This window comes from Oscillibacter sp. UBA6647, assembly GCA_002455655.1.
In the GTDB taxonomy this organism is placed as follows: domain Bacteria; phylum Bacillota; class Clostridia; order Oscillospirales; family Oscillospiraceae; genus Oscillibacter.
This window is the reverse complement of record DKLF01000028.1, coordinates 1-476: the sequence shown is the minus strand read 5'-3', so window position 1 is coordinate 476 and position 476 is coordinate 1. Positions and strand designations below refer to the sequence as shown.

Genomic DNA, 476 nt, shown 5'->3' with positions numbered 1-476 from the left:
CACCCCAACTATGCCGACAAGTGTGACCCCACCAACCGCCCCCATCTCAATGGCGGCGTGGTGATCAAGCATAGCGCCAACCAAAAATACACCACCGACGCCGTGTCGGACGCGCTGTTCCGTTGTATCTGCGACCGGGCAGGGACGACACCTCAGCATTTCCACAACCGCTCCGATATGCTGGGCGGCTCCACGCTGGGAAACCTCTCCGGCAATCAGGTTGCCGTCAACACCGTGGACATTGGGCTGCCCCAGCTTGCCATGCACTCTCCCTACGAGACAGCAGGCGTGCAGGATTATTCAGACTTCATTCGGATCTGCGAGAAGTTTTATAGTGTCAGCGTGGCGGTGAAGGACCACAGGCTGATGATTCAGGAATAAAACCTTCGCTTTATAAAAATCCGGTCTGTGGCTGCCGCTTGCGCGGCAGCCACAGATTTTGCACAGGGCGGCAAGATTTGTCCCCGTCTGCTTTG

The 476-nt window shown here is 56.9% G+C and carries 1 pseudogene; it reads left to right on the top strand.

Features of this window, described 5'->3' with window-relative positions:
* A pseudogene (locus B2W96_RS02230) lies at positions 1-381 on the top strand (M18 family aminopeptidase); the annotation flags it as partial.
* Between the last annotated feature and the right edge of the window lie 95 nt (positions 382-476).